The sequence below is a fragment of the Cellulophaga baltica genome (genome assembly GCF_900102165.1).
Lineage (GTDB): Bacteria > Bacteroidota > Bacteroidia > Flavobacteriales > Flavobacteriaceae > Cellulophaga > Cellulophaga baltica.
Window position 1 is genome coordinate 282,688 of the sequence record NZ_FNBD01000002.1, and the last position, 21,116, is coordinate 303,803.

Sequence of the window (21,116 nt, forward strand, 5' to 3'; positions counted from 1 at the left end):
TTTTTATTTATTACCCTCGAAGTTATGGTTGGGTATTGACTTACCGATACTCCCTAGCATTCCTGTCCCAACTGCCATTTTTCTTAGTCCATTCTCACGCAAAATCTTGTTTTTTTCGCCATACTCAGCAAACGCCTTATTGACGACCCTATTACCATATTGTGCCGATAATGATTCATTCAAACTGAAAAGACCTTTATTTTGACCATATTGAATTGTAGCTAGATCTTCTTCTAATTTATCCAACCAAGCATAGAAATATTCTTCTTTTTGAACTACATCAGTCCATTTATCAGCAAAATTTTCTTCGTTATTTATAGGGTTACTTACCCATCTTTCATATTTTCCAGTTTTAGCGTTGTACTTGGTTTCAATATAACTACGCATTTTACTTACAATATTGACATAAGCATCAACAATATTTTCGCTTTTATCGTATGCTCTACTTGCTAAAGTGGTAATTATAATGGAAATGGGTTTGTTTTCACTATCAAATTCGTCAGAAGAAAACATTATATCCCTATGTCGCTTTAAAAGTTGAACTACCCTTTGCAGTGGCATTTTCTCTTTTTGAAATGGTCGTACTGGATCAACGGATTCGCTAAGTGCGAACATTCGTTTTGAACTGTATATGGCCTTTTGAAAAAACCATTTGGCGTAGCCAAACGGATTGCATTTCCTCCACCATTCAGTATCGGTCATCAAGGAATAAAAAAGGTCTTCTTTATCTGTTATCCGGATTGCCAATTTATCGGTGTCTAGATTCTGATAATTATTGAAAGATTCACTAAGCAAAACAGTAAAGTTTTTATCGGAAATAGATGGTAGAACATCTAAATGATAGTTGGCTTCATCAGAATATTCGAGCGTCCAGCATCTTCTTCCCCCGTCTAGACTTTCCAGCATTTCTTTGTAGACTGAATGCTCTTTGAGCCTGTCACCAACTGCAACTTTCAAATGTTTTTGAGTCCAATGGGATGGCTTCCCATTCAATTTGCAAACGAGGTCGATGTCTATGTCGTCCTCGTCGTTTATAGGCCTAGTGATAGTGCCAAGCATAAACGATCCTTGGGGAATTATTCTTGGGGAGTATGGGTATAATATGGAACCTTCTTTAGAGAGCCAATTCCCAACAGCTTCATAACTTTTTACAGCGGCTTTGTATTGACTTTCAGAAATGTCCAGATTCTCTCCGAGAATTTCTAGTATCTCGTTGATTTCATTTTTGTACGATTCATTCATAATTTTTTATTTAAGAGTTTTAATAAATTTCTAAAGCCAACAACTACTTTTATTGTGCAAAAAAGTTGACTCATATTAATTATGGTGACTCAATCAATATAAAGCCACCATAATTACATTATCAGTTAGGTTGCTTCAAAATTGCAGCTATACCACCTATAACAATAATTGTTGCAAGCCCAAAAGCAATTGCTTTAGCCAAATTGCCCTTAATGTTCACACAATTATTCTTATGGCAAATACTTAACCCTCTGTCTGAAAGATTTATAGAATTCATAAAAGAATTTTAAATTATATAATGCCCCAACGTCAAGCCCTGGGGAGTGAGCTTATTTTTCTTTTCTTACGCCCTTGAAAGGAGTATTGCTAGAAGTCTTTCCGTCCATAAACCTACCAGTGTTGGAATCACGTTTTACCCAAGTGTCAGTTTTTGGGTTGTAGGTCTGGGAACGATCTCTAACAGCACCTTTTCTTGAATTGTCTTTTGGTGGATTTGTAGCCATCTTTTTTTACAATTTTGAGTTTAACAATCTCCATTCTGAGCTGTGGAGTTCCGCTCTTTACTTTCCTTTGCTGTCTTTTCTATTGCTTCTAATGTGTTCTTTGACGGTTATGGTTTTACCGTCAACTTTTCTTTTGTGTTCAGGTATTCTATTGAACTTTTTACCAGATGAATCTTTTGCCATAATTTTTATTTTTGTATGGTAAGGATTTTCGTTATATTTGAATCTCCCCATTAATTATTTACTAGCACTTTAATTTATTTAAACCGAGGTTTGTGTGTGCCATACACTCATATACCTTAATAGATATATCCGTTTTGGTATATAGATGAATACAGATACGAATCAAGAGATAGATTTTGAGAAAATGCCTAGCATTGAACTGCTGGAGTACATTTCTTTTAAAGAAGGATTTCCTACTGAAGCTCAATTGGCTTTTGTGCAATTCTGCTATCGTTTTGGTAAGGATTTAAAACGCAAGTCTGAGATTTACTGCAATAAATATGGATATAGTGAAGTGGTTGCTTTGGAAATAGCGAACTGTACTTTTGCTAGGGTATGGAAGTATCCCACATTTGATAAGGAGAAGTCCAATGCCAAAGATTTGGATAAAGGAATACTTCTATGGATGTATCGAATTTTATACACGCAAATAATAAAATATGGTGAACAGAATAGTTGTGCCGAGCCAACTGAGGAAGAAGATTTAAGCTTAGTCTCTAACGCTGATGAATTATTGGATAGGTTCGATACGCCAGATTCTGAGGCAAAGAGGGTCATTAACGAGAAACTGAAGACGATAGAAAGAGCTCTTACACAATTATCAGAGAAGCATCGAATTATTTACTTTACTTATAGGGCTTACATAAAGGAAGGTAAAAAGGTACCAAGACCAATCACCAAATTGTTGAGAGAAAAACTCTCTTTAACTCAAAAGTCTGTGAACACCTACTACGGAGATGCACACAGACACGTTACTAACTATTTAAACATTTTTTTGAATGGCCAAGTCTAAGAAAATAGAACTAATCGAGATTGCTCAATTGGACAGTTGGTTAGGTTCAACAGGTTTCCTATTTCCTAGTAATGAACTTGAACTTGATAGGTTCAATAAATTATTTGAAGATTATAACTATAAACTGGATGATAAATTGATTGATCCAATTGCCATAATTAATAATACGTTTCATAGAGAACCAAAGGTTATTACAATGTTTGGAAATGATGTTGAGGAGGAAATAGAAGGTCTAAGAATGGTCGCCAGAAAAGGGAATAATGATTTGCCACAAGATATTATTGATAAAATGAGAAAAAAGCACAACAAAGATTCTAGTGATTCGGAATAGACCAAGTATAAAGGAACTAGCAGAAAATATTGCATTGGAGTATCCAGAGAAGATTACGCCACTTGAGAAAATATTAGAGGACGAAGAATTGTCTGTATTTTATGATAGTTACGGCAAGAATAATTTTGATGGAATGACCTTTTACGACAATGGGAAGTTCTATATCCATATAAATACAGACTTAGGAAATAGACCTGATTCCGCAAGAGGACGGTTCACATTGGCTCACGAGCTTGGACACTACTATATAGACTCCCATAGAATTGGGTTGAAAAAGGGATTGTTAAAACCCCATCCATCAATAACAAACCAAAAGCAGTTTGATCAAATTGAGCGGGAAGCAGATTTTTTTGCATCTTGTTTGTTGATGCCCCAAGAAAGGTTTTCGAAAGACTTTTATCGCAAAAAGTTTAGTATTGGATTGATAGACTTTTTGAAAGATGAGTACAGCGTTAGCAGAACAGCTTGTGCATTTAGATTTGCTGATATTGGGAATCACGATATAATGATTATCTACGGGGAAAATGGTAAAATATGTTGGAAATATTGTAGTGAACAATTTCCTTATCAATACTTATTGTACGAAAACAAGGTAGCTCCAAATACAGTGATGGGAGAATATTTTTTAAATATTACCGATAGTCTATTTAAAAAAGAAGAAATTTGGGCTGTTGATATTTTCAATTATGTAAAGGATGACGACATACAAAGAAAGTTCTTTGAACACTGCATAACATATAAGGGAAAGGCTTTTAGCATTATTTGGGAAGAATAATTTACTACTTCCTTTTATCCCAAGCTTCTTTATCAAAAGCAATCAAATTAAACAGTTCTCGCATTCTACTACTGACACGATTGCCATATTGTTTTTCCAACTCATCAGCACTAAGATTAGTGGTGGCAAGTGTTTTTATTTTATGTTTGGATTGAATGTAAAGTTCATAGCGAGATAATAAAACTTCACCCATTACTTCTTTCAACTTTAATAAATCATCATGCTTAACTTGAATGTCGGGTATAATTCCAATATCCTCTCAAATACTTAGTAAAATGATTCTACGCCTTTATTGAGGAACACCGTAATTTTCGATTCTAATTCCGCAGCCAGAATCACTATTATAAACGGACAGCCCTTCATAATCCAACTCTATAGGGTATGAAGTAAGGGAATAAATTTTGTAGGTAAGTCGCCTTAGAAAATACTATTGAAGGGTCTCTTAGGTCTCTTTTATTAAGTCAAATATTTTTTCACCATATACTGTAGTGGTTAATAGTCCTTTTACATTCTCAATGATAAAAACTGCTGGACAATGAAAGATATTATCCTTATATTCTTTTATGAACATTGTTATCCATTTCTACAGATTAACCAATGTCGAATACGCGTCTTTTAGCAGAAGGAACATTTGAAAATTCCTCTCCTAATCCTCTCAGTCCCGCAAATAAGTCAATTACTGGTTTTGTCAATTCTAAATCTTATATTAATTTATTGAACTCTTTTCTTATTCCAGTTCTTATTTTTATTGGTATTTCCAACTCCTCTGCAAATCCATCCCAACTATTCATTACATTTTGCACATCCTTGACAATTCCTTTTGGGTTTTTTATTGCAAAGGTTTCTGCAATTATCATTATATCTTCTAAAGAAATATCTGCCCTTTTGTTATTGATAGATAAAGCCCTAGAAATGTTATTGTAATTAAAATTGATATTTAATGGATATGTTAAATCATAAGCTGGTGCTAAATTCCAAGAATCCGTTTCTTTTTTGTATATAAAGCTATGGTTCTTTAAATGGTCGTCTATATTAGCGAAGATGAGATTAAATACCATTCGCTTAAACATTTCTTGTAGATCCTTATGAGGAACTTTAAGGTCCAAAGCTAGCTTGAATAAATTTTCATAACTGGCATTATCTAGTTTTTTAAAATCCCAACCTGTTAAGCCAGATGCCGTCAATACATGCTGCTTTTCTCCATTTTGTCTATCGTAACGTAAGGTTGCAAAATGCTTGTTTTCTATCAACTTTGAAGGCATCATTTGGATTCCTAATTCTCGCGCCATTAAATAGTAAGCATATTCTACCTTTTCTTTGTTATAGCCCCAGTCTTCATTCAGACTTAATTTAACTAAATAGTGATTGTATAAATTAGAATATTCTATATCTCCAGGAATAATTTTACCAGTCTTTTTATGTTCAGAGATTAAAATTTTAGGGCGGGCGCCACCAGCAGAGGTTCCTATTTTGAAAATATTTAATAACGCTGCATCATTTAATGATTCTGCAGCTGTTTCATTTTTTAAATCCAGCACTTTATTTAATACCTCAACAATTTCGTTGATATTAATTGTTGATGACTTCGGTATTTCAGCTGTAGGATGATATTCCAACGCACCCATTCCACGATTTGACACATATGTAAGCTGCTCTAATGGTGTGATTTTTTTGAATTCTTTATTTTTAGATTCAAACCATTCCTTAAAGATGATATTCCCAAACATATCCGGTAAAGAATCGGCAATCATTGGTGGTAAACCTCTAAAGGTTTCTCCTTCAAATTTATTAAATACTTGTACTGCTTTTATTCGCTTAAAGATGTAGGGGAAAATCCTGATGTATTGGTTTGAATCTAAAAATTCAGGGTTGAATTGAAAAAAGGATGACCTTTTATCTATATCATAGCCCAGTTTTCCTATTTCTAAACCAAACAATATGACTTCTATGATATTATTTTTAGCCATCTTTTAGTATAATGAGTTTATATCGTTAGACTTTTCAATATCTTTTAAGGCTTGATATAAATTGTTCAATAAATCGAAATGATTTGCAATTTTTAATACGGTATCTAATGTTGCATTTTTACCATTCTCAAATTTTTGGATAGTATATCGAGAGATATCCAATACTTCAGCTAGATCTTCTTGAGATAATTCATAACTTCGTCTTTTCTGCTTGCAAAGCTCTCCTAATTGCAATTTGACATCCTTAATTGTAATAGCATCAATCATAATATTGTTTATTATAATACACAAATATAACAAAAAAGTTGTTATTGTGTATTATAATAAACATTTTTAAATTCTTTTATCCTCAGCCCCCTTATCAAAAGCCACCAAATTAAACAGTTCTCGCATTCTACTTCGTACACGATTCCCATATTGTTTTTCCAATTCATCGGCACTAAGATTAGTGGTAGCATGTGTTTTTATTTTATGTTTGGATTGAATGTAAAGTTCATATCGAGATAATAAAACTTCTCCCATCACATTGAGATTCTTGCCATAGAATCGACCAGGATGCTCAATGCCTAAATCATCAAAACAGAAAGATTTTGTGTTCCCATAATCCTCAATGGTTTTAAATCCAAGATGATTAAAACTGAAGGTGATATTTCTGCATGGAATAATATCGTAGGGGCGTTGTGTTGGCGCAATATGTCTCAAAAGTTTCATTAAGGTTGTTTTACCGCAACCTACAGGACCAGAAAGCAAAATGCCCTTGTCAGGGTCTATATCGTGCTTTTTACAATTTTCTAAATCTTTTATGAAATAGTGGCAAAGTTTACGAATGATCACTAGGTCTTCATCGTAGATTCTGAATTGCCGACCAAAAAGCATTCTTCCTTTTGCATTCAAATAAATCAGGATCTTTTCAAAATCATAGAATACGCTATTTCCATCAAACTCCCCAAGAGAATATTCCATTGCACCTTCGGTAATTTTAGAGGGGTTGTCCATAGTCTTTGCTTTTAGTGGTTCGCAAGTTGTCCTTGATTTGGGACAGTGCATTGTTGTTTGTTTTCTTTTCTTCGTTGAATACCGCAGCTCTTTCCATCCAATTGGTCGCTAACGAACGCCAATCTCGAATTTCTTTTCCATTGCTTGTTTGCCAATTCCGAGTTTCATAATATTCGAAGAATTTTTTTCCTTCATCAGCAGAAAAACTATTTTCAATAAAAAAATCAAAAACGGCCTGACAGCCCTTTGGTGTTTTATTATGTTTTAATTGTTTAGTATTGTTTATATAAGATACCAATGCTTGTCCACTGATGGGACGGTGTGAGTCCACTACTTGTTCCAATATGGGATGGTACTGTCCCGTTATCGGTTCATTTCCGGGACGGTACTGTTCCGCAACCTGTTCTAATTTGGGATTGTACCGTCCCGTAACCGGTTCATCACTTGTCTCAATAAGGGACATCTTTATTTTGCTTCCTTTATAGGGATTATTAGAAGGATAATAGGTAAGGTAATTCCAGGAATGCAGATCCGTAACACATCTATGGTAAGTAGATTTTGAGCCTATTTTAGAAGCTTGCATGATATCCCTTCGGCTTACAAAAAAATCATCAGCGAAACGGCTACTGTTCCATTCTTGAAATAAGGCCATATATAAGCTTATGTGAGAAGGATTTAGGCGATCATCAGAATAGAATTTTAAAAAAGCCGCGTTGAGTAGCTTTATATAATTCATGATTTACGAGTTTATGCTATTGTGCACGCGGTTAGCAGTCATTACTTTATGTATTTCTTCCGAGTCATAATATAAGATTCCACCTACTTTGGTATAGGGCAAAGTACCATTAATTCGAAGGGTTTGAAGCGTGCTTGGACTTACTTGCAGTATTTCCATGACTTCGGAAGATTTTAAATATTTTTTTAAACTTCCATTGGCTTGTTTTGAAAGCAGATTTTTAATGTCATCGAGTAATTCCATTTTAAATTCTCGAAGATCATCTGAGGTAATAATTGTTGTCGGCATAATTAAACGGGTTTTAAAAGAAAGAGACTATCGTTTTCCATTTTAATTGATAGCCTCTAACTTGATTTGACTTTCGTGAGACAAAATTGGAAAACACTTTCAAAACAAAATCCATAGTTCACCCCAAGTTGGGTGATTTTTTTATTCAAAATTAACATTGAAATTACTTTTCAAAGGATCAAATAAGGTATTATTTGCCTCAAATATAATTTTGAAATATGCTAAAAAGCCATGTTTTCGAAAGGCCCAACTTGGGTTCAGCTATGAATTACTCATCTAGTTCATGAAATCGGTGGTTTAGGCCTTCTTTTAATCGGTCTAAAAATTTGGTTTTACTTGATTTACGGGCACGGATCTCAGTAAAAGTATGGTAGTAATTGCCTAAATCTAAATGGAATATCTTTTCAAATAAGATTGCCATTTCTTTAATATCTGCATTACCACTATTAATTCTTCCACTACTTTGAAGCGCATAAATTAATTCTATTAGTTCCGTTTTATTTCCAGTCCAAGTTAATTTAGAATGATGATTTGAAAGTACTGATTTTGAAGCCTTACTAAGGCTTTCAAGTTTTTCGATTTCTTGCTCTAAATATACAATGAGCATTTCAAAGGCCATGATAGTAGAAACTGCGGAATCTCGAGAAGTTGAGAACTCCTGATCGGAAAAAAAATGAATTAGTTGTGTTGGAGATCTCATGTTAGATTTTCCACGAATAAAGTAATGTTCGTCTAGCGTGGTTGCTCCTCGTCGGTAGTAGTAATAGAATTCCAAATTCTCATTGAAGAATATCTGAAGTTTGTTTATTTGATGTTTTAAATACTTAATTTGATATTTAATGCCATTTCTTGGCCTTTTACTTTCAATATTATACAACTTTACATAATAAATAAGTTTACTAAAAAATTGAGGCTTTATATGTTTAAAAAATATGATTTCTTCCGCTTTTGAAAAAAACCCTTTCTCTAAAACCCTTTCTCTAAGAACTTTGATACATTTTTCCGTATGGGCAATACCTTTTTCTGCCTTGAATAAAACATGTTCATGACGAGCCTCCAAAGTTTTTAACTTTGTTTCAAAATCTAATATCAATTGTTGGAATTTCACTTTTAATGCATACTCAATTAACCCTTCTTTCTTATTCTAAAATATCCAAGAGTTCCAAAGTATAATTATCCCCAGTTTGTAGGTAGGCAAACTTTTCTTCAATGATAGCCCCTAGCTTTCTTTTTTCAAAAGATGCTGTCATTCCCAAATCAATTTTGGTCATTTTTAGTTCCAGGGCCCTCTTTATAGTTTGAAAAAGTAATTGGCGGTAGGTATGATATTTGTTTACATAGTCATAGTCCAATCCTACAAAGGCTGGAACATAGGTATGATTTCCATTTTTATAGCAAAACATTACACCTATTAGAAGATCATGAGCTTCTGATAAATGAACAGTAATAAATTCCCAACAAGAGTGCTCCGACATAGTTTGAAAGAGTTTTTTGGGAAATGTAAAAGTATTAAGTCCTATATTGTTTTGATGAACATTTAAAAATAACTGAGTCATTTGCTCCAGTTGCTTTTGAGAAGTGGATGTTTCAACTTTAACTTGTAATAAAGGCTGTACTGCTAGAATTTCTTTTCGAACATGTTGTCTGTTTCTTGATGATAATTTTGAGACATAATTGGCCATGGAATCCTGTGTAACTAAATCAATAGTACAGGCACTTGGCATTTGTATTCTTACAAAACCTTGACCTTGAAAATAGGTGTATGAAGGTTCATTTCTTTTAAAGTCTCGAAGCACGGTCATTTTAGTGCTGAACTCTTGTTCAAGCTGTTCAAGTTTTTGTACAAAAGCATCTAGAGCTTCTTTTCTTAAGGGATGCTTTTCGTTTACATATAGATGCTCTCCTTCCGTAAAAAGGGAACCCAAACTTAATACGTTCGTTGTAAGATAGTAAGGATTTGTTTTCCTTTTCTCTTCAATCCCCTTTGAGGCACTCTCTTTAGACAACATATCGTCCTTCCAAAGTGCTATAGTGAGATATGCCGCTACTATGGGATGCTGGTTATCATCATAAATGATAACATACTTGAAAATCCAATTATGCTCTATCTGCTGATTATTTATAAAGACTTCCTCTTGAAATTTAAGTCCGTCCCAATCAAAAACACCTTGATGCCTAAAACATTTATTCCATATACCCTTATCTATTTGCTGTATTGAATCTTTTATTTCAACATGGAAGGATTGTTGTTTTGGCTTTTCTAAAGGTCGGTTGATTTCTAATTTGAAAGCTTTAAAAACGCGAGTAGGATTGGTAAAAGTTTCCTCCAAAGCCTTTGGAAAATGATATTTCATAGCTTCTACTAAACCTTTAATTTCTTCCTTTTGGTTATGCATTGAAATGGTGATACGTACGCCTGTATTTTTAACAGGTACTGCAGGAAATAATCCTAAGTTTACGTAATATCCTTCCTCCATTATTCGATTGACAAAGTTGTAGCCTGTTTTTGGCATACCCGTTCCAATATAGAAAACAGGAGAATTATTTTTATCCACTAAGGGTAGCTCTGTTTCTTCTAGTAAGCTATTAAAGTATTGCGTTCTGCTTTCTAATTCATCTTGAAGTTCATATATTTCAGGTGATAAATGAATATCTGCTGAAGCGCTTGCTGCAGCAACTGAAGCAGGCTCCAACTGCGCTGAAAATGTTAAAGGACCACCAAATTTTTTAATTTTGTGGTACATTTTTTTATTAGAGCATGCCAAAACAGCACCACTTGCGCCAAACGTTTTACTTAGCGTTCCAAAGAGTAACACATTCTCTGAAAGCTCTTGAAGCTCGTTCAGCGCATATCCCGTTCCGTTTTTACCAATCCAGCTCATGCCATGAACATCATCGATATATAAATGTAGTTGAGGATACTTTGTACAAAGAGTTTTTAAATCATTCATGGGCGCATAATCTCCAAACATAGAATAAATACCATCTGCCATGTACCATATTTTTTTGTGCTTATCCAATTTTGATTTGATTTTATCTTCCAACATATTCAGATCATTATGTCGTATCATATCAATTGCTACGCTTCTATTCTTTAAAACTTTAGCTGCACTTTGCACGCTCCAATGCACCTGATGATCAAGTATAATAGCGTCTCGATCATCTACAGCACTAGGAATAACGCCCATATGTCCTAAGGTGCTGTTTTTGGTGATAATAATAGGGTTTTGATACATTGCAGTTACCTTTTCTTCCAATTGACGGTATAAGGGATTAGAAATGTAGGACTTAGATAAGGGAAATTGGGTGCCATACCTCATAATGGCCTCAACTGCAGCTTCTTTTAACCTTGAATCCTGTTCTAAACCCAAATATCCAGTCGTTCCAAAATGGAATAACTTCTTGTTTTTTACCCCAATAGTTCTTCCATTAAAACTATCCCCTTCAGCATATAAATGAAGAACTCCTTCCCTTTCTGCATCTGTAAATACCTCATTAACTGAGTCTAAAAAATTGTTGTGTTGAATTTTTGCCATGACTTATTAATTTTAGTCATATAATTTACCATCATTTGTAAGAATTTAATTAACATTCCTAATTCAAAATCCTTTAAAGTCAAGTTTTAATCCTAAATAGATAAGCAAATAACCATATATACATAGCTCTAAGCGTGCTTATGTTATTATACTATTGATTATTTTGTAAATTTATAAACCTTACCAGTTTTCTATTTTATGCGAAATTATTTTGAAAATGATTACACCTCTTTTAGATTTCATGATGATGTATTACACATTATATACCATCAAGGAACTAGTATTGATCTAAACGCTGCTATTCAAATTGTCAAAGACCGTTTGACTTTGCAAGAAGGACAATCCCTTCCCATACTGTGTGATGTCAGAGGTATTAAAGAAATAAACAAAGCGGCTAGATCATATTTAGCTCTGGAGGGATCAACGCTTATTAAGGCCTTAGCGGTAATAGTAGATCCTCCGGTTTCAAAAATAATGTGGGACTTCTATATTCGAACAAGCAACCCACCTATCCCAAATAAATCATGTGAAAGTATGGATGAAGCGCTAACATTTCTAAAAAAGTTTATTTGATTCGTCCTAGGGAAATTTCTAGTTATAAGTTTTAAAATAGTCATTGTGAGTCTGAGTAAAAAAGCAAGAATAAAAAATATTACCGCTATGCTATTAGAAATGGCGTCAGGTAATTTCTTTTATCGCTTGGAACGCTATGCTAAAAATGACAATTTGGAGGCTATCAGTATTTCGCTAAATATGTTGGCGGAAGAAATTCAAGAAACCATTCATCATCAAGGATTTGCAAATATAAATAGTCCTAGGATTAATATTGTTCAAATGAGTTTTATCTTGGATGAACATGGCTACATTGAAATGGCTAATCAACAATCCTGTAACCTTCTTTCTGTACTTATGAATGAAATTATTGGACAACAGTTTATCTATTTTTTGGATCATCAGTCGCAAGAAAAATGGAGGGATTTACAAGAAGAGCTGATCCGTAAAAAGTCATCAGATACTTCTATAGAGCTAAGGTTTAAGTCGAAGTCAGATTTGAAAATTCCGAAAACAGCTTATGTTTCCTCCTTTAAAGGTATACATGGTAAAACCTCTAAAATTCTTATCACTGTCATTCATAATTCCAATCAACAAGATACATCAGATAAAGAACTAAAAAAAAGTGTAACACAATATATTGATCAAGAAAATACAGAATCTAAAAAAGCAAAAATAAAATTGAGTTTTGAGGATATACGTAAAATTCGCAAAGGCCGTGATATCATACTCACTAACCTCGAATCTGACTTCCCTTCCTTAAGAGAATTTGCCCTACAACTTGGAACAAATGAATTTAAATTGAAATACGGATTCAGAGAATTATATGGAAACTCTGTACATCGTTTTTTAATGAACGAACGCTTTAGAAAAGCTCAAATGATGATTCAATTTACAGACCAATCTTTAAAATCCATAGCCCATCTAAATGGCTTTAAAAGTAGCTCTCATTTTTCAAGGGCGTTCAAAAAAAAATATGGATATGCTCCTAGTGAACTTCGAAAAAAATCAACTAATACAGAAGAATAATATTGAATTCATCCCTATTTATTAGATAATCCTTTTCAATCAATCACTTATCCCTAATAAATAAATTTTAGTAGTGAACTTTACCATATCAAATCAAAAGATATGGCTACTCCTATTTTTCGCTATCATATAGTACTAAAAATAATATGTTTTTTGTTCCTAGCGCTATGGGTGTATGCTGCTACAAGCAAACTACTTATTTATCAAGAGTTTGAAATTCAATTAAGTAAATCTCCTTTTGCGTCAAATTATTCTACCTTATTAGTATGGATGATTCCTTTGACGGAGTACATCCTAGCTGGTTTATTTCTTTTTCCAAAGTATATCTTAAGTGCTCTATACCTCAGCTTTTCAATGATGGTACTTTTTACGATTTATATCCTTGGAGTTCTAAACTTTAGCAATGCTATCCCCTGTGCTTGTGGGGGCGTTATAACTACCCTTAGCTGGAATGAGCATCTATTGTTTAATATTCTTTTTATAGGGCTTGCTATACTTGGAATATTACTTTTTAAAAAACAAAATACTATTGATTCTTAAAAAATTACTGTGCAGTATCAGGGGAAGACCGAAAACCTGTACATAGAGTAGGTCGTTAATTTTAAATTACAAAATCATGAAAAAATCATTTTTTAAAATCATTTTACCTGCTTTTGCCATTCTAATGGCCATAAGCCTATCCTTCGCTACGACATCAGAAGAAGTAGCTTCACCTGCCTATTACGATCATCCTGTTTTAGGAGCTCAACCTGTACCAGGAGGATCTGATTGTCCTCAGACAGGCACCATCGAATGTATGTACGGTGAATTTCCAATCTATGCCGATGAAGGTCTGAGTATTAAGTTGTTCATTAGAAATTAATCTCTCGAACGCTTTTCATCTAAAAAGGTGTCCAAAAAATGGACACCTTTTTTTGACTAATTCAACTATATTAAGTTTCAAAAAAAACCTACTTCTAAAACTCAAAATCTTCTAATAAAGTTGTCATAACCTTACTCTAGTTTGCTTAATGTTTTTAACAATAAGAGAAGGTGTCCTTTATTATTTTCCTGGATTTCTAATGTCTCAACAATTAATTGTTGTAACTCACCTAATTCATATCTAAAAATACTTTTAGTTTTCTGAGAATACACCGAACGTTTTGCATCGCCCATACTTTGCAATCCTTTATATTCTATTCCGAATAGCATACGTTCCAAATAAAATTGTTGAAGTTCTTGTCTTCTTCTTTCTATTTCCCTATTTCCTTCTTTTAATTCAGAAAATAAACCTGCCTGTATTTGTGATATCACCTTTTCGGAAAGCATTAGCTGTTGCAAATTTTCTTCGGTATACTCCAATCTTTTCATTCGCATGGCTGACAATAAGTCGGCAAGAAGATTTATTTGTAATTCTGTAAGTCTATCTGGATAAGTAGAATAATCAAGTCCAATTTTCCAATCAGGATATGCTAACCATTTAGGAGGATTAAAGGCATGAAGAAGAAAATAATCTAAGGCCTTATATTGCTCCTCTAATGGAATTGGTGTGTACATTGTACCATCTTGTGCCTGCACCTTATAGCGTATATCAAATCCCCCAATCAAGGATAACACTTGTCGCATTTGATTTTGCCATAGATCTAGCCCTTTATCATATAAGCGTTCTGCTAATTGATAATCATTTTGAAACTTATTGACTTTAGGGATTAGCGCCATTGTCCTTTCCAAGTTTTTCAAGGCTAAAGCTGTACTTCTTACAGGATCATTGCTCTCAACTACTTCATTGGTTGCACCGGGCCCTATTATTTCTGCGAAGGAAATACTACGTCTATACCACGGTACAGTATCCTGTTCTCTAATAATTCGCTCTAAAAAATCGCTATCATTCAAATCGATAGCTTTAGTCTCGAAGGGGGTATAGGCCCAACGAATACTATAGGAATCCGTTGGGCCTACTTTTTGAATGAATAAGGATGGGGGAATACCATCTTCTGGTTGCACCAAATTATTATGTCTTGCGTAAGTCATAATACTTGGCGTATGACCCATTAGTTGTAACCATTCCTTATTGCGCATATTTTCAAAGGGATATGCATATTCTCCATAATGACCATCTACAAGTCCAAAGGAATGACCTGCTTCATGCCCCACTAAAGACTGAAGTAGTTCCCCTATTAACTCATCAGAGAATGGATATTGCTGAGCTCTTGTATCGGAGGCTGCGCACCGAATAAAATAACTATCCATTAGATATTGTAAAGTTGAACCCATTAAAATATCAGATTTCAGAATTTCACCAGAGCGTTCATCAATAACGTAATTCACCGAGGCCCCGCCCCCACTCTCATAACCTCTCACATTTCTAAAATTTCCCCAATGCACTAAAGAGTGATTTACACTATTGAATTCAGTATTCAAAATGTTCTCCCTAGAAGGATTGTTAACGACTATTGCATTTTTAAATCCTGCTGCCTCAAAAGCAGGAAGCCATGCGAGAATGCCTTTTCGCAAATAAGGCCACCATTTTTCAGGGATCTCAGGAGACAAATTAAATACAATAGGTTTTATAGGTTCACTCAAGACTTTATCTGGATGTTTTTTTTCTAATCTCCATCTGGTAATGCTCGCAAGACTATTACTGGTTTTATTGCTCAAACCTCCTTCATAATTTTCTGTTCTAAATCCCATTCGATAATCAAATTTTCGTGAGGTCATAGTTTCTGGTAAGCGAAAAAAACTAAAATCAACAGGAATAGTTATTCTAGACTGCTCTTTAACCACACCCCAAATGGTTTGTATTAAAACTTCATTGGAAAGGTTTTTTACTTTTTTCACAAAAGTTAAATCATTTATAATAGACTCATGACTACTTCTGTACCAGTCAATTTGATCAGTCAATAGCAACCCTGAAATCTCGATCAGGGAAGTTTGGGGATCGGCCTTATCATTAATAATTGGAAATTTTGCCAAAATACTGCTCGTACTCGCTGGATTATTTGAGATTGGGATTTTTACACCACTCAAAGATGCTACACGTACTGTTTCCAATAAAATGTAATTTTGAAATTTAGTCCAAACAACATGCTTGGATACTACTTTATACCCATCATTGTGGCGAACAAGAAGCATTTGCTCATTTAACATGCCATCGGGAATTTGTAAAAATAACTTCGCTCCTTCCAGATATGTTTTTAAAAACGGTTGTTCTTGCAGGTGGGTACCTATTGTTGACATTCGATTGGAATGCACTTCTTGACTTACTATTCTCCCACCCCCTAGTATTTGAAATAGGATTAGAAAAATGTATCTATAGGCTCCTCTTTTGTAGCTCATAATTGATTTTTTTTCAAAGTCAAATGAGCTTCCATTAATAGCCCACATTTTGAGGTTTTAGATTGGGGTTTACCGCTATTTCTGCATCTGGAATAGGTAATAAAATATCCGTATTTTTCCAATTAGATTTTATGGTTGATAGTGTGTTTTCAGCTTCTCCCGTGCGCTTTAAATCAAACCAGCGATGACCTTGTTCTGTAAAAAATTCTAGAAAACGTTCTTGCAAAATAGCGCTTATGAGTTCCTCTTTAGTAGCAGCGACCGTATCGTCAAGCCCTGCCCTATTTCGTATCGTATTTAAATCTGTTTGACTCCCTAAAAGATTATTTAATTGAGCTTGTGCTTCTGCACGAATAAGGTATTGTTCTTCCAATCTAAAGAGAATGGAATACTCTAAAGATACCGTAGCATTAAATATGGATTTGTATTTGTTGGCATAGTGAAGCGTGGTAAGACCATCAGCACTTGTAGTACTCCCTACCCAATTCAAGCGTCTGAGATCACCAGGTTCAAAAGAACCTAAGAGTTCTTCATGTAGTGCAAAAGCTTGTCCAGGAATAAATCTTATCACAAATTGGTTAGCTTCATAAGTATTTAAAATAGAAATCCCATTAGGCTTAAATTGCCACAATGTACTCGCAGCAGATTTTAGAAATACCTTAGTAACATCCGGTTCTAACGAAAATGTATTTATCAAGATACTAGCAGTACTTTCCGCCATTTCCCAGTTTTCAGTATATAAATACATACGGGCTAACAACGCATTAGCAACTGCCTTATTGGGTATCACCTTTTCTCCTGTTACATCCTCATTTTTTAGGAGATTTACAGCTGCTTTCAAATCATTTATGATATTTTCATAAACCAGACCAATGGGGGTGCGTGACACCGTATTATTCTCTAAATAGTTTGTTGTTGTGATATAAGGAACATCTCCGTATAGCGATGCCAACAAGCTATGTATATATGCTCTAACAAAAAGGGCTTGACCATTAAATTCAGCTTTCTCATCGGCACTAAGTAACTTGGAATTTTCAACTTCTGTTATAATATCATTAGCTGCATATAAAATAGAGTAAGCATTAGTCCACCAGCTATTTGTTGTGCTATTAGATGCTAACACATTGTGCTGATACAATTGATTATTGGCGGTATCAAAAAGGTAGTAGTCTAATTCATCGGTATAAATACCCATTAAAGTACTTAACCCATTATTCCCAGAAACCAAACTTTCATCACGCATTTTTAAATAGATATTTGCCAATGCCGATTTTACAGTAGCGGCATCATCGAATACTGTTTTTGTACTCAAGTTGTTTTTTGGAGGATCCACCTCCACAAAATCGGTGCAAGAATAAAAGCTTAAACACAGGCCTAAAAAGCCCATCAATTTCCATCGAATAAATTCAGTATTTACACTACTCATGTTCCAAATATTGGATCTTGTTTGTTTTATTTTTTGTTTCATTTTTATAATTTTTTAGTTTTAAAATCCTATTTGAAGCCCTAAGGTAATTTGGCGAAGTGGAGGCAAAATAAGTAAGGAAGACTGTTCTGGATCAGGACCATCAAAATTTGTAATGGTAAGCAGATTCTGACCCTGTACATACATATTTATATTTAGTCCATGCGCATCATTTGTTGGAATGTTATAGGAAAGTGAAATGTTTCTCAATCGAATAAAGGAAGCATCTGAAACTGCGGCTGTACTAAATCTCTGATTCTCGCGCGAAGCAGCATTTGTAAAGTCTAGACTTGCAGTTGCTTTTGTTATACTAACCTCATCCCCTATTTCTTGCCACCTATCCAACAAATTCACAGAACCATTTCTCCGGGAACCAGGAGAAGTCTGAGTTGTGAAGCTATTAAAAGCCTTTTGCTTTTTAAATTGAAAAAATAAATCGAGTGTAAAATTTTTATAACTAAAGGTATTCCCTATCCCTCCAAAAAAATTAGGCGATAGATCTTCAATGGATTGCCTATCGTCTAAAGTGGTAATTACACCATCACCATTAACGTCCTCGAACTCATAAATTCCTGTATTGGGATTTACTCCTAAAGATTTAAATAATCGAATGATCGATATTGGCTCCCCAATGATGTAGCGGTTAGCGAAGGTAGAAGTCTCTAATTCAGGAAATTTTACCAATCGATTTTTGGGAAGTGTTATATTAAAATTAGTATCCCATTTAAAATTATCGTTTTTAATGTTTGTGCTTCGTAGGTCAAACTCAAACCCTGTATTCTCTACGGTAGCATCAAAATTGCCGGTAAGACTACTAAAGCCAGTAGTCGCAGCTAAAGGAATTCCGACAAGTTGATTGGAAGATCTGTTTTGATACCATGAGCTGTTGAATAAAAGTCTGTCCTTGAAGAACCCAAGTTCGATGGCTACTTCCAGCTTTTTGTTTGCTTCCCAACCAAAAAGTGGATTGAATATTCTAGAAGGTGCTATCGTAGTAACTCCATCATAATCGGAACCTGTAACACTATAGGTATTTAAATACTGATAATCTCCTATATTATCACTTCCTGTGGTACCATAACTACCTCGAAATTTACCAAAACTCAAAAACGAGCTTTGTTTAAATAATGATTCTTCTGAAAATAGCCATGCGAATCCCAGTGCTCCAAAATTTCCAAATTGCTTGCCTGGTCCAAATCGAGAAGAACCATCGCGCCGCCCTGTCAAATTGACGATGTATTTACCCTGCCAATTCAAATTAATTCGACCAAATAAGGCATGATATTTATAGTTACTATCGCTATCTTCAATCACTTCAATACGATTGGCTGCTGATAAATTTCTAATTAAACTGTTATTTGGAAATCCCGTTCCTCTGAGAACCAATTGATCTGATGCTTGATTTTGGAACGTGGTACCGAGCAATGCACTAATGGCAAACTTATTCCATTCTTGTTTCCAATGTAATTGCGGTTCTATGATCCACGACTGTCTTGAACCACTATTGGTACTAAGAGAAGAATAACTTTCTGGTGTAAAACCAAATCTAGGATTTCTTGCAGTACTGGGTAGTATTCGATCGGCATCGAGATCATAGGTCGTAAAACCCAAACTAGTCTTTAGCTCTATGTTTTTGAATAGCTTATAAGATAGAAGAGTATTTGCAATAAGCGTATTGATATCCACTTGATACTGTTCCGCTAATAAAGCAAGTGGATTGTCGAAGGTGTTATTTTCCCAATTTAGATTTCCATTTTCATCATATAATGAAGGCGCATTTGGCTCTAAGGTATAAGCCTTATTTGTCAGGTCAGTTCTTGGTAGGTTATTCGTTTCTCGAGAATATATCGAAGAAAAGTTAATTTTAAATCGGGTATCTTTAGACTGGTGGTTGATATTCGTATTTACCGTCACTTTTCCATAGGCTGCATCCCCAGGAAAAACTGTAGTTTCATTCTGATAAGCACTACTCATTAAAAATTGAGTCTGCTCACTTCCTCCTGATATAGCCAATTGGAGCTGATTTCGGTAGGAAGTTCCTCCAATTAATTCTTCTTGCCAGTCTGTATAGCGATTTTGATCCCAAGTTTTCACATCGGGCCAAACAAAATCAAAAGCAGCATTGTTTAAAAAGCTACCAAAGCCATCGTTAGTGATACCTTCTCTGCGCACTTCTAGGTATTGTTCCGTATTCATAAGATCTAAAAAACGTGATACCGCGCCGAGTGTAGAACTCATATTTACGCTGTATTTAGTCTTTCCTGCTTGTCCTTTCTTGGTAGTGATTAGCACTACACCATTAGCTGCACGCGATCCATAAATAGCCGTCGCATCGGCATCTTTCAATACTTCAATACTTTCAATATCATTGGGGTTCATAGCATTTAAGGGACTAATATTACCTCCGTTTATATCAACAGATAAACTTCCCGACGCCAATGATTCAGAACCATAAGGAACACCATCCACAATATATAGTGGTTCTGTTGCTCCATTAATAAAGTTACGCCCTCTGATTTCAATACTAATCCCTCCTCCAGGCACTCCGGTATTTTGAACAATATTGACTCCTGATAAATGACCTTGCATAGCCGATAAGGGATTATTCACGGGTTGCTTCTCAATAGTCTTAGCGCTTAATTTGGCTATATTTCCCGTACGCTCCTTTTCCTTTACGGTATAGTATCCAGCATTAAGTGTAATTCCCGCTAATTGAGTAACATCCTCAATTAATTGAACGCGCAGGACAGTTTGTTGCTGTATGACTATATTTTGGGAAACATAACCCAACGCAGAAAAAACTAAAACATCATTGGTATTGGTAGCAATACTGAAATTACCTTCTAAATTAGAGACGACTCCTGTCTGACTTCCTTTTACGAAGATGGCTACTCCAGCTAAGGGAACGCCATAAGTATCCGTAATTTCTCCTGTAACTGTTGTTTGTTGCCAAGTCTCTACTGCAGTTAAGTTATTCTTGAACGATATTGCAAAGGCAGAAATTGGTAAACCTCCTAAGAACATATAAAGCAAACATATCGTAGGAATTATACGCCTGGCCTTAAAAACTAATCTATTTTTCATATTTTTGAGTTATAATTGGTTAATAATTGAGTAATAACCTCCTAGAGACCCTGTGAAAGTTGGCTAGGAGGTTTTTAGATGTTTGTTTTTTTTTTGGTTTATACCATAGGCATTGAGGTGTTTAGTGTATATTTCTAAATTAGCTTTCATGCTTATGCTCCTTAAACCTGCTATTTGTTAGGAAAAATTGATTCCTTTAGCAAACAAGAAGTTTAGGGCTACAAGAGCAGTGAAGCCTTTAGCTTAGTGATAGATTTGTTCGGATTCAATTAAATCTGGAAT

Annotated in this window: 20 protein-coding genes and 1 pseudogene; 7 read left to right on the top strand and 14 right to left on the bottom strand. The window is 34.6% G+C overall.

Going from position 1 to position 21,116, the window contains the following annotated elements:
* Positions 1–3 precede the first annotated feature (3 nt).
* The 3 genes from BLQ19_RS04305 to BLQ19_RS21710 form a co-directional block, all read right to left on the bottom strand.
* The gene (locus tag BLQ19_RS04305; RefSeq protein WP_083332185.1) at positions 4–1,242 is read right to left on the bottom strand and encodes a nucleotidyltransferase domain-containing protein; all 1,239 of its coding nucleotides are present in this window, start codon (positions 1,240–1,242) and stop codon (positions 4–6) included.
* 329 nt (positions 1,243–1,571) lie between these two features.
* Positions 1,572–1,745, bottom strand: a complete 174-nt coding sequence (locus tag BLQ19_RS21185; RefSeq protein WP_175444393.1) for a hypothetical protein — start codon at positions 1,743–1,745, stop codon at positions 1,572–1,574.
* 57 nt (positions 1,746–1,802) lie between these two features.
* Positions 1,803–1,928, bottom strand: coding sequence for a hypothetical protein (locus BLQ19_RS21710; protein WP_302846548.1), 126 nt, complete (start codon positions 1,926–1,928; stop codon positions 1,803–1,805).
* Positions 1,929–2,073: 145 nt separating this feature from the next.
* Here BLQ19_RS21710 and BLQ19_RS04310 point away from each other — a divergent pair, with 145 nt between their 5' ends.
* Genes BLQ19_RS04310 through BLQ19_RS04320 form a run of 3 tightly spaced genes read left to right on the top strand, consistent with a single transcriptional unit; the run spans position 2,074 to position 3,866 of the window.
* Complete coding sequence (locus BLQ19_RS04310; RefSeq protein WP_074537510.1) at positions 2,074–2,760, top strand: RNA polymerase sigma factor; 687 nt, start codon at positions 2,074–2,076, stop codon at positions 2,758–2,760.
* Entirely contained in the window at positions 2,747–3,091 is a 345-nt protein-coding gene (locus BLQ19_RS04315) for a hypothetical protein (RefSeq protein ID WP_074537511.1), read from the top strand. The genes BLQ19_RS04310 and BLQ19_RS04315 overlap by 14 nt, the downstream gene beginning before the upstream one ends.
* Entirely contained in the window at positions 3,078–3,866 is a 789-nt protein-coding gene (locus BLQ19_RS04320; protein ID WP_254788228.1) for an ImmA/IrrE family metallo-endopeptidase, read from the top strand. Before BLQ19_RS04315 ends, BLQ19_RS04320 begins: the two co-directional genes overlap by 14 nt.
* Positions 3,867–3,870: 4 nt before the next feature.
* Here the strand turns inward: BLQ19_RS04320 and BLQ19_RS04325 are convergent.
* The 8 genes and pseudogenes from BLQ19_RS04325 to BLQ19_RS04360 all read right to left on the bottom strand — a co-directional run.
* Positions 3,871–4,065, bottom strand: a pseudogene (locus BLQ19_RS04325) (ATPase); the annotation flags it as partial.
* Between the two features lie 502 nt (positions 4,066–4,567).
* Complete coding sequence (locus tag BLQ19_RS04330) at positions 4,568–5,833, bottom strand: type II toxin-antitoxin system HipA family toxin (protein WP_074537513.1); 1,266 nt, start codon at positions 5,831–5,833, stop codon at positions 4,568–4,570.
* Positions 5,834–5,836: 3 nt separating this feature from the next.
* On the bottom strand, positions 5,837–6,124 hold the full coding sequence (locus tag BLQ19_RS04335) for a helix-turn-helix domain-containing protein (RefSeq protein ID WP_254788232.1): 288 nt from the start codon (positions 6,122–6,124) through the stop codon (positions 5,837–5,839).
* A gap of 42 nt (positions 6,125–6,166) precedes the next feature.
* Positions 6,167–6,829: a P-loop NTPase family protein gene (locus BLQ19_RS04340; RefSeq protein ID WP_074537515.1), complete on the bottom strand. Its 663-nt coding sequence runs from the start codon at positions 6,827–6,829 to the stop codon at positions 6,167–6,169.
* Positions 6,813–7,565, bottom strand: coding sequence for a hypothetical protein (locus BLQ19_RS04345; RefSeq protein ID WP_074537516.1), 753 nt, complete (start codon positions 7,563–7,565; stop codon positions 6,813–6,815). The genes BLQ19_RS04340 and BLQ19_RS04345 overlap by 17 nt, the downstream gene beginning before the upstream one ends.
* A gap of 3 nt (positions 7,566–7,568) precedes the next feature.
* Positions 7,569–7,853 (bottom strand): helix-turn-helix domain-containing protein, encoded by a 285-nt coding sequence (locus BLQ19_RS04350; RefSeq protein WP_074537517.1) that lies wholly within the window; start codon positions 7,851–7,853, stop codon positions 7,569–7,571.
* A gap of 268 nt (positions 7,854–8,121) precedes the next feature.
* Entirely contained in the window at positions 8,122–8,946 is an 825-nt protein-coding gene (locus BLQ19_RS04355) for an RteC domain-containing protein (RefSeq protein WP_254788235.1), read from the bottom strand.
* A 46-nt stretch (positions 8,947–8,992) separates the two neighbouring features.
* Positions 8,993–11,389 carry a bifunctional aminotransferase class I/II-fold pyridoxal phosphate-dependent enzyme/GNAT family N-acetyltransferase gene (locus BLQ19_RS04360; protein WP_074537519.1) on the bottom strand — a complete coding sequence of 799 codons (2,397 nt, stop codon included), beginning with the start codon at positions 11,387–11,389 and terminating at the stop codon, positions 8,993–8,995.
* 198 nt (positions 11,390–11,587) lie between these two features.
* Between BLQ19_RS04360 and BLQ19_RS04365 the strand changes: the two genes are divergently transcribed.
* The 4 genes from BLQ19_RS04365 (at position 11,588) to BLQ19_RS04380 (ending at position 13,832) form a co-directional block, all read left to right on the top strand.
* Entirely contained in the window at positions 11,588–11,962 is a 375-nt protein-coding gene (locus BLQ19_RS04365) for a DUF7793 family protein (protein WP_074537520.1), read from the top strand.
* A 45-nt stretch (positions 11,963–12,007) separates the two neighbouring features.
* Positions 12,008–12,970 carry a helix-turn-helix domain-containing protein gene (locus tag BLQ19_RS04370; RefSeq protein WP_074537521.1) on the top strand — a complete coding sequence of 321 codons (963 nt, stop codon included), beginning with the start codon at positions 12,008–12,010 and terminating at the stop codon, positions 12,968–12,970.
* A gap of 102 nt (positions 12,971–13,072) precedes the next feature.
* Complete coding sequence (locus tag BLQ19_RS04375; RefSeq protein WP_074537522.1) at positions 13,073–13,510, top strand: MauE/DoxX family redox-associated membrane protein; 438 nt, start codon at positions 13,073–13,075, stop codon at positions 13,508–13,510.
* Positions 13,511–13,586: 76 nt separating this feature from the next.
* Complete coding sequence (locus BLQ19_RS04380) at positions 13,587–13,832, top strand: DUF6520 family protein (protein WP_074537523.1); 246 nt, start codon at positions 13,587–13,589, stop codon at positions 13,830–13,832.
* 131 nt (positions 13,833–13,963) lie between these two features.
* Here the strand turns inward: BLQ19_RS04380 and BLQ19_RS04385 are convergent, their stop codons facing one another.
* Genes BLQ19_RS04385 through BLQ19_RS04395 form a run of 3 tightly spaced genes read right to left on the bottom strand, consistent with a single transcriptional unit; the run spans position 13,964 to position 20,834 of the window.
* Positions 13,964–16,285 (bottom strand): zinc-dependent metalloprotease, encoded by a 2,322-nt coding sequence (locus BLQ19_RS04385; RefSeq protein ID WP_175444394.1) that lies wholly within the window; start codon positions 16,283–16,285, stop codon positions 13,964–13,966.
* A gap of 34 nt (positions 16,286–16,319) precedes the next feature.
* Positions 16,320–17,753, bottom strand: coding sequence for a RagB/SusD family nutrient uptake outer membrane protein (locus BLQ19_RS04390; protein WP_083332186.1), 1,434 nt, complete (start codon positions 17,751–17,753; stop codon positions 16,320–16,322).
* A gap of 18 nt (positions 17,754–17,771) precedes the next feature.
* Positions 17,772–20,834 (bottom strand): SusC/RagA family TonB-linked outer membrane protein, encoded by a 3,063-nt coding sequence (locus BLQ19_RS04395; protein ID WP_074537525.1) that lies wholly within the window; start codon positions 20,832–20,834, stop codon positions 17,772–17,774.
* Between the last annotated feature and the right edge of the window lie 282 nt (positions 20,835–21,116).

Bases quoted from the DNA above. Each gene is read 5' to 3' on its own strand.
- BLQ19_RS04305 (WP_083332185.1), bottom strand. From the start codon at position 1,242: ATGAATGAATCGTACAAAAATGAAATCAACGAGATACTAGAAATTCTC.
- BLQ19_RS21185 (WP_175444393.1), bottom strand. From the start codon at position 1,745: ATGGCTACAAATCCACCAAAAGACAATTCAAGAAAAGGTGCTGTTAGA.
- BLQ19_RS21710 (WP_302846548.1), bottom strand. From the start codon at position 1,928: ATGGCAAAAGATTCATCTGGTAAAAAGTTCAATAGAATACCTGAACAC.
- BLQ19_RS04310 (WP_074537510.1), top strand. From the start codon at position 2,074: ATGAATACAGATACGAATCAAGAGATAGATTTTGAGAAAATGCCTAGC.
- BLQ19_RS04315 (WP_074537511.1), top strand. From the start codon at position 2,747: ATGGCCAAGTCTAAGAAAATAGAACTAATCGAGATTGCTCAATTGGAC.
- BLQ19_RS04330 (WP_074537513.1), bottom strand. From the start codon at position 5,833: ATGGCTAAAAATAATATCATAGAAGTCATATTGTTTGGTTTAGAAATA.
- BLQ19_RS04340 (WP_074537515.1), bottom strand. From the start codon at position 6,829: ATGGACAACCCCTCTAAAATTACCGAAGGTGCAATGGAATATTCTCTT.
- BLQ19_RS04345 (WP_074537516.1), bottom strand. From the start codon at position 7,565: ATGAATTATATAAAGCTACTCAACGCGGCTTTTTTAAAATTCTATTCT.
- BLQ19_RS04350 (WP_074537517.1), bottom strand. From the start codon at position 7,853: ATGCCGACAACAATTATTACCTCAGATGATCTTCGAGAATTTAAAATG.
- BLQ19_RS04360 (WP_074537519.1), bottom strand. From the start codon at position 11,389: ATGGCAAAAATTCAACACAACAATTTTTTAGACTCAGTTAATGAGGTA.
- BLQ19_RS04365 (WP_074537520.1), top strand. From the start codon at position 11,588: ATGCGAAATTATTTTGAAAATGATTACACCTCTTTTAGATTTCATGAT.
- BLQ19_RS04375 (WP_074537522.1), top strand. From the start codon at position 13,073: ATGGCTACTCCTATTTTTCGCTATCATATAGTACTAAAAATAATATGT.
- BLQ19_RS04380 (WP_074537523.1), top strand. From the start codon at position 13,587: ATGAAAAAATCATTTTTTAAAATCATTTTACCTGCTTTTGCCATTCTA.
- BLQ19_RS04385 (WP_175444394.1), bottom strand. From the start codon at position 16,285: ATGAGCTACAAAAGAGGAGCCTATAGATACATTTTTCTAATCCTATTT.
- BLQ19_RS04390 (WP_083332186.1), bottom strand. From the start codon at position 17,753: ATGAAACAAAAAATAAAACAAACAAGATCCAATATTTGGAACATGAGT.
- BLQ19_RS04395 (WP_074537525.1), bottom strand. From the start codon at position 20,834: ATGAAAAATAGATTAGTTTTTAAGGCCAGGCGTATAATTCCTACGATA.